This is a genomic window from Phenylobacterium sp. (genome assembly GCF_044371015.1).
Taxonomy (GTDB): Bacteria; Pseudomonadota; Alphaproteobacteria; order Caulobacterales; family Caulobacteraceae; genus Phenylobacterium.
In genome coordinates, this window is the sequence record NZ_JBILUK010000187.1 from 1 (window position 1) to 6,314 (window position 6,314).

A 6,314-nucleotide genomic window follows, 5' to 3' on the forward strand; every position below is an offset into this window, starting at 1 on the left:
TACTGCTATGAGAGGTTTATATTGGTTTACATTATCTGCAAGTAAAGATAGTGTAAATTATGATACTCTCTTGTCGGTAGATTTTAGATTTCAACAATTTGACGGATGGAATCCAAATTATTCTCTCAACTACAAGAGTATGTACGGAAGTAACAACATAAAGGTGTCGCAAGATTTAGGATCTCGAAGTGGGTACTATAAGTATTTTCACTTCGAAGGTGCTCCATTAAATTATATTGAGACGACGTGCTGGTCGGGTAGCGGTCAATGTGTGAGGTCGTGGAAGACATGGGGGGCTCGCATAGTAGAGTTGGATGCGATCACGGGATCGCCGCCTCCTCCGCCTCCTCCGCCTCCTCCTCCTCCTCCCCCCCCGCCAACGGCCGTGCCGGAGCCCTCCAGTTGGGCATTGATGATCCTGGGCTTCGGCTCCGCCGGCGCCTTGTTGCGCCGCCGCCGGCGGGTGGCCAGGGCCTAAGAACCTTCGACCAATCTGCCCGCAGCGCGTGATCCGCGCCTATCCGTCGCTGCGCAAGGCGGGGATGGTTTAGGGGCGCTGTCAGCGTGCCGCTCGCGCGCCGCTCGCCAAGCCGAGGAACACCACCACCGCCCGGTTCAGGCGGGTCATGTCGTCGTCGGCCAGGCGGCCGATCCGCCGGCCGAGCTTGTTCCGGGCGACGGTGGTGACCGTGTCGACCATCAGTCGGCTTGGCGCGCGCAGCCCGTTGGCATCGTCGGGTTTGACCGCCGGGCGGAAAAGCGGCGCCTCGGTGGGGTCGGTGGTGAAAGCGCAGACGGTGATCGAGTCCGTGCCGTCGAAGGCGTCGTCCTGCAGGATCACCACCGGGCGCGGCTTGCCCGCATAGTCGCCGCCGCCGACGACCGTCCAGACTTCGCCGCGGCGCACGGCTAGAGGTCGAGCTCGGAGACGGCGTCGATAAAGGCCTGATCTTCCACCGCCATCGGCGAGGCGGCGACCGCACGTGACTGCCGCGCCGCCTCCGCCCGAAACGCGGCCGTTCGTGTATCCGGCGCCCAGAATTGCACCGGTCGCAGGCCCTGGGCCCGCAGTCGCGCCCGATGCGCCTGCACCTTCGCTTGCGATGACCCTGTGCTGGCGCTTGGCATGACGACCTCCCGGATGGGTTACATGTAACCTATTTGGCGCTTTGGTGTGTGGCAATGCCCGCGCCAAGATTGGCTATCCGCCACGGAAGGGCGCTAGACTTCCTCCACAACAACAAAAGGGCGGGAGAGACCGATGGCGCAGGTTGACGCGGTGGTCGTGGGGGCCGGGTTTTCGGGTCTCTATATGCTGCACCGGCTGCGCGCCCAGGGGCTGACGGCGCGGGTGATCGAGGCCGGGACCGGCGTCGGCGGCACCTGGTATTGGAACCGCTATCCGGGCGCGCGGGTGGATATCGAGAGCCAGGAGTATTCCTACTCGTTCTCGCCCGAACTCGACGCGGAGTGGGTTTGGAGCGAGCGCTATGCGACCCAGCCCGAACTGCTGCGCTATCTGAACCACGTGGCCGACCGGTTTGATCTGCGGCGCGACATCCAGCTGGAGACGCGGGTCACGGCGGCCAGGTTCGATGAGCAGGCCAACCGCTGGACGGTGGAGACCGACGCCGGCGAGGCGATTTCGGCGCGTTACGTCGTGATGGCGACGGGCTGCCTGTCTGTGGCCAATGCACCGGCGTTCGAGGGCGCCGGGAGCTTCAAGGGCAAGAGCTGGCACACCAGCGACTGGCCGCGCGACGGGGTGGATTTTTCGGGCCAGCGGGTGGCGGTGATCGGCACCGGCTCCTCGGCCATCCAGTCGATCCCGATCATCGCCGAGCAGGCGGCGCAGGTGACGGTCTTCCAGCGGACGCCCAACTTCAGCGTGCCGGCCTATAACGGCCCGGTTGATCCGGCGGTGGCGGCGGACTGGGCCGAGAACCGCGCCCAGCGGCGGGCCGAGGCGCGGGAGACCGGCTTCGGCATCCTGATGGTCGACACCCGCGAGGCGCTGGCGCTTGAGGATACGCCCGAGGCGCGGCAGGCCGAGTATGAGCGCCGCTGGAAGATCGGCGGCTTCGCGCTGCTGGGCGCCTATGCCGACCTGACCGCCGACGTCGCGGCCAACAAGACGGCGGCTGAGTTCGTGCACGGCAAGATCCGCGAGATCGTCAAGAACCCGGAGACGGCGGAAAAACTCTCTCCGAAGAGCTTCCCGATCGGCTCCAAGCGTCTCTGCGTCGACACCGGCTACTACGCGACCTTCAACCGCGACAACGTGCGGCTGGTGGATCTCAAGGAGGAGCCGCTGGAGGCGATCACGCCCAAGGGGGTGCGGACCGCGGCCGGCGAGTACGAGGCCGACGCCATTGTCTATGCGACCGGGTTCGACGCCATGACCGGCGCCCTCAGCCGCATCGATATCCGAGGGCGAGGCGGGGCTGCGCTCAGCGACGCCTGGGCCGAGGGGCCGCGCACCTATCTGGGCCTGACGGTGGCGGGCTTCCCCAACCTCTTCCTGGTGACGGGGCCGGGCAGCCCCAGCGTGCTCTGCAACATGGCCGTGGCCATCGAGCAGCACGTGGACTGGATTTCCGACTGCATCGCCTGGATGGGCGAGCGCCAGCTCTCCGCCATTGAAGCCACGGCCCAGGCGCAGGACGCGTGGGTCGAGCATGTCAACGAGGTGGCGGCGCCGACCGTCTTCCCGTTGGCCAACTCCTGGTACATGGGCGCGAATGTCGAGGGGAAACCCCGCGTGTTCATGCCCTATATCGGCGGCTTCCCGGCCTATCGCGACAAGTGCAACGAGGTGGCGGCCAGCGGCTATGCCGACTTCGCCCTGGCGTCGGACGCGCGATAACGGAATGGCGGACGCGGCGTTTCCGGAGCTGAAGGCGCGGATCGCCGCCAACCTCGCGGCGTTTCCCCGCCGGGCCTTGCCTGAAGCGGGGCTAAAGGCTGCGGCGGTGGCGATCGTGGTCGGGCCCTGGCGGGGCGAACCGGCGTTTCTGCTCACGCGGCGGGCGCTGACCCTGCGCCGCAACGCCGGCAACTATGCGCTGCCCGGCGGCCATCTCGATCCCGGCGAGGACGCCGCCCAGGCCGCACGGCGTGAGACGGCGGAGGAGCTGGGCGTGTCGCTGGGCCCGGACGCCGTGCTGGGCCTATTGGATGACTTCGTCACCCTGACCGGCCGGGTCGTGACGCCGGTGGCGCTGTGGTCGGACGCCGAACTTCACGTGACGCCCGATCCGGCCGAGGTGCACGAGGCCTGGCGTATCCCGCTGAGCCAGCTCGATCACCCGGACTCGCCCCGTCGCCGGGCGCACAAGGGCGCCGAGTTTCCGATCCTGCAGATGCGCCTGCGCAACAGCTGGGTGAACGCCCCGACCGCCGCCTGGATCTGGCAGTTCCGCGAGGCGGCGCTGTACGGCCGTGTCGTGCGGCTGGACGAGGTGGGTCAGCCGGCGTTCACCGCGAGGTAGGCGCGGCTCACAGGAACGCGCGGACCTCGGCCAGGAAACCCTCCAGCCGGTCGTGATGCACCCAGTGGCCGGCGCGTTCGAACTCGACGACGCGGACGTCCTTGAAGTGCGCTGCGCGGCCGTCCGCCTGCGGGTTGGAGGCCCAGCTTTCCTTGCCGTTCACCAGCAGCACGGGGCAGTTGATATTGGCCCACAGCGCCTGCTGGTCTTCGGGGCTGAAGTCGGCCGGCGAGAACGAGCGGACATAGTTGTCGAATTTCCAGCTGTAGGTGCCGTCCTCGTTCTGGCTGGCGCCATGGATGGTGAGATAGCGCGCCTGTTCCGGTGTGAGATGGCGGTTCTCGGCCTGCATGCGGGCGTAGGCCTCCTCGATGGAGGCGTAGCGGCGAGGCAGACGTCCGGCGAGGGTGCGGGTCTCCGACACCCAGTTGCGCAGGCGCTCCACCGGCGTGCGCTTGGCCCGGGCCGCCAGCATGGCGGGCGAGGGGCCCATGCCCTCGATGGCCACCAGCCGGGTCACCGTCTCCGGGAAGGCGCCGGCGTAGCGGAGCGCGATGGAGCCGCCCAGCGAGTGGGCGACGATCCGCACGGTCGGAAAGCCCTTCTGGTGGATCAGCTGGGCAAGGTCATAGACGAAGGCCGACATCGAATAGTCGCCGCTCGGCGAATAGGCGCTGTCGCCGTGGCCGCGCAGGTCGGGGGCGATGATGTGGTAGTCGCGTCGAAGCTCCTGGGCCACCCAGTCCCAATTGCGACAGTGGTCGCGTCCGCCGTGCACCAGGATCAGCGGCGGCGCGGTCGGGTTGCCCCAGTCCACATAGTGTAGCCGAAGTCGTTGGGAGACGAAGCTGTGCGAGGTCGGGCCGATGAACGGGTCAGTCATGGGCGACCCGATAACGCCGAGGCGACGAAGGCGCCAGACTCGCGGTTGGGGTGGACAGCGCGCGCCGGGCGTCGGACATGCTGACTCAAACGACGGCCATAGGGAGGCGCGACATGAAGGATCTGGCGGGGCGGGTGGCGTTCGTGACCGGCGCGGGCTCGGGGATCGGACTGGGGATCGCTACGGCGCTCGCCCAGGCGGGCGTCAAGGTGATGCTGTGCGATATCGAACAGAAGGCCCTGGATAGCGCTCTGGCCGGTCTGAAGACCACCAACGCTGATGTGTCGGGCGTGGTCGCCGATGTGTCGTTGAAGGACGAGCTGGCGCGCGCCGCCCAGGCGACGATGGACGCCTATGGCCGGGTGGATATCCTGGTCTCCAACGCCGGGGTCGGCGGCGGTGGCGGCTATGGCGCCTGGTCCGACGCCAGCTGGGAGTGGACCATCGGGGTCAATCTGATGGCGGTGATCTGGGGCGCGGAGATCTTCGGGCCGCTGATGGAGCGCGGCGGCCAGGGCGGCCACATCGTCAACACCGCCTCGATCGCCGGGATGATCTCCGGCTCGGGCAACGCCTACAATGTCACCAAGTATGGAGTCGTGGCCTTCTCGGAGGGCCTGCGCAACGAGCTCGCGCCGCGCGGCATCGGTGTGTCGGTGCTGTGCCCCGGATTCATCCGGACCAAGATCACGGACAGCCAGCGGAACCGTCCGGACCGTTTCGCCGAAGCCGACGCCCGCGCGCCGACCGCGCTGGAAGCCCAGTGGATCCAGGGTATCCGCGACCGGGTCGAGGGCGGCATCGATCCGCTCTACGTGGGCGAACTGGTGCGCGAGGCGATCGAGGACGACTGGCCCTACATCTTCACCGACCCCGAGTTCGAGCCCGTCATCGAGGCGCGGTTCGCCAACATCAAGGCCGGGTTCGACCGGATAAGGGATCGCACGCCCCGCAAGGCGTGAGATCTCCTAACCCCTGACAGTCGGGGCGGAACAGTAGGCTCTATCGTCCCGGCGTCAGGGTCATCACAACCGACGTGTCGGCCTCCACGGCGCTCCGGCTGAACCGCAACGGCACGTACTGGCCGGCCGCCCAGAGGGGAAACAGGTCGCGGTAGTTGGCGCTCATCGGATCGCCGGACTGGCCGGGCGTGTTGATGATCATCGAGTTGTCCCACTGGCCGACATCCAGAACCATCCGGACCGAGGCGCCCGCCGACTGGGCGAAGTCGTTGGGTCGCCAGGTGGCGGCGCGCGGCGTCGAGGCTGAGCCCGGGACCTGCAGGGGGCCGAGTGTCATCTGAGCGGCGAGTTCGCGGCCGGCGAGGCCTGCAATGGCGGGCTCAAATCGAGCATGATGCAGCCGGCCCCAGGTCCAGGTCGACATGTCTGGTCCCAGTCGCCCTTTCAGCTCAGCCACCGCGGCCGCCAGGCTCGCCAGGATCACCGGATTGCGCGTCTCGGGCGCCGTAGTCTCGAGCCAGCCCAGCGCCACGTCGGGCGGCGAGGCGCCGATGGCGGAGCGGGCGCCGACCGGCGCGGCCGCCTCGACCACGGCCTTGCCCAGATGCTTGACCGCCCAGGTCTCGTAGATCGCCGCCGCCGGGCTCTCCACGCTCAGATGAGCATCCCAGGCGGCCATTAGGTCCAGTGCGCGGGCCAGGTCCGGATCGGGCGAGGTCAGACCCTTCACCAGCGCCACGCCGCGTCGCGCCTGCGGGCTGACGCTGTCGGTCTGAAGCGCCATGGAGTCGGCCAGCGTCGAGCGCGGATTGGCCGCCAGCACCTCGTGGATGCGCACGGAGCGAGTCGGATCGGCCCACTCGAAGCCGAGCTTGCGCCGATCCATCGGATAGTCGGCCGGCACGTTCATCTCGTTGGCGGTGGCGAAGAAGCCCTTGGCCGGATTGCGTGAGACGGGCAGGCCGCCGTCCTCCACAT

General features: G+C 67.6%; 8 protein-coding genes. 4 read left to right on the forward strand and 4 right to left on the reverse strand.

All coding sequences use genetic code 11. The features are described from left to right. Positions 1-139: 139 nt before the first annotated feature. Positions 140-478 carry a PEPxxWA-CTERM sorting domain-containing protein gene (locus tag ACIQ3R_RS13760; protein WP_397419438.1) on the forward strand — a complete coding sequence of 113 codons (339 nt, stop codon included), beginning with the start codon at positions 140-142 and terminating at the stop codon, positions 476-478. 81 nt (positions 479-559) lie between these two features. Here ACIQ3R_RS13760 and ACIQ3R_RS13765 read toward each other — a convergent pair whose 3' ends face one another. Then, positions 560-907, reverse strand: a complete 348-nt coding sequence (locus tag ACIQ3R_RS13765; RefSeq protein ID WP_397419431.1) for a type II toxin-antitoxin system PemK/MazF family toxin — start codon at positions 905-907, stop codon at positions 560-562. A 2-nt stretch (positions 908-909) separates the two neighbouring features. Further along, positions 910-1,128 carry an antitoxin MazE family protein gene (locus tag ACIQ3R_RS13770; protein ID WP_397419432.1) on the reverse strand — a complete coding sequence of 73 codons (219 nt, stop codon included), beginning with the start codon at positions 1,126-1,128 and terminating at the stop codon, positions 910-912. A 133-nt stretch (positions 1,129-1,261) separates the two neighbouring features. On the opposite strand from ACIQ3R_RS13770, the gene ACIQ3R_RS13775 reads away from it, so the two are divergent. Together ACIQ3R_RS13775 and ACIQ3R_RS13780 are read left to right on the forward strand one after the other, a co-directional pair. Beyond that, complete coding sequence (locus ACIQ3R_RS13775; RefSeq protein WP_397419433.1) at positions 1,262-2,866, forward strand: flavin-containing monooxygenase; 1,605 nt, start codon at positions 1,262-1,264, stop codon at positions 2,864-2,866. A gap of 4 nt (positions 2,867-2,870) precedes the next feature. After that, positions 2,871-3,491, forward strand: coding sequence for an NUDIX hydrolase (locus ACIQ3R_RS13780; protein WP_397419434.1), 621 nt, complete (start codon positions 2,871-2,873; stop codon positions 3,489-3,491). A gap of 7 nt (positions 3,492-3,498) precedes the next feature. Here ACIQ3R_RS13780 and ACIQ3R_RS13785 read toward each other — a convergent pair whose 3' ends face one another. Then, the gene (locus ACIQ3R_RS13785; protein WP_397419435.1) at positions 3,499-4,374 is read right to left on the reverse strand and encodes an alpha/beta fold hydrolase; all 876 of its coding nucleotides are present in this window, start codon (positions 4,372-4,374) and stop codon (positions 3,499-3,501) included. A 113-nt stretch (positions 4,375-4,487) separates the two neighbouring features. On the opposite strand from ACIQ3R_RS13785, the gene ACIQ3R_RS13790 reads away from it, so the two are divergent. After that, positions 4,488-5,336, forward strand: coding sequence for an SDR family NAD(P)-dependent oxidoreductase (locus ACIQ3R_RS13790; RefSeq protein WP_397419436.1), 849 nt, complete (start codon positions 4,488-4,490; stop codon positions 5,334-5,336). Positions 5,337-5,376: 40 nt separating this feature from the next. Here ACIQ3R_RS13790 and ACIQ3R_RS13795 read toward each other — a convergent pair. Further along, a partial coding sequence (locus tag ACIQ3R_RS13795; RefSeq protein ID WP_397419437.1) for a penicillin acylase family protein occupies positions 5,377-6,314 on the reverse strand: 938 nt, incomplete at its 5' end.

Bases quoted from the DNA above. Each gene is read 5' to 3' on its own strand.
- ACIQ3R_RS13760 (WP_397419438.1), top strand. From the start codon at position 140: ATGTACGGAAGTAACAACATAAAGGTGTCGCAAGATTTAGGATCTCGA.
- ACIQ3R_RS13770 (WP_397419432.1), bottom strand. From the start codon at position 1,128: ATGCCAAGCGCCAGCACAGGGTCATCGCAAGCGAAGGTGCAGGCGCAT.
- ACIQ3R_RS13775 (WP_397419433.1), top strand. From the start codon at position 1,262: ATGGCGCAGGTTGACGCGGTGGTCGTGGGGGCCGGGTTTTCGGGTCTC.
- ACIQ3R_RS13780 (WP_397419434.1), top strand. From the start codon at position 2,871: ATGGCGGACGCGGCGTTTCCGGAGCTGAAGGCGCGGATCGCCGCCAAC.
- ACIQ3R_RS13785 (WP_397419435.1), bottom strand. From the start codon at position 4,374: ATGACTGACCCGTTCATCGGCCCGACCTCGCACAGCTTCGTCTCCCAA.
- ACIQ3R_RS13790 (WP_397419436.1), top strand. From the start codon at position 4,488: ATGAAGGATCTGGCGGGGCGGGTGGCGTTCGTGACCGGCGCGGGCTCG.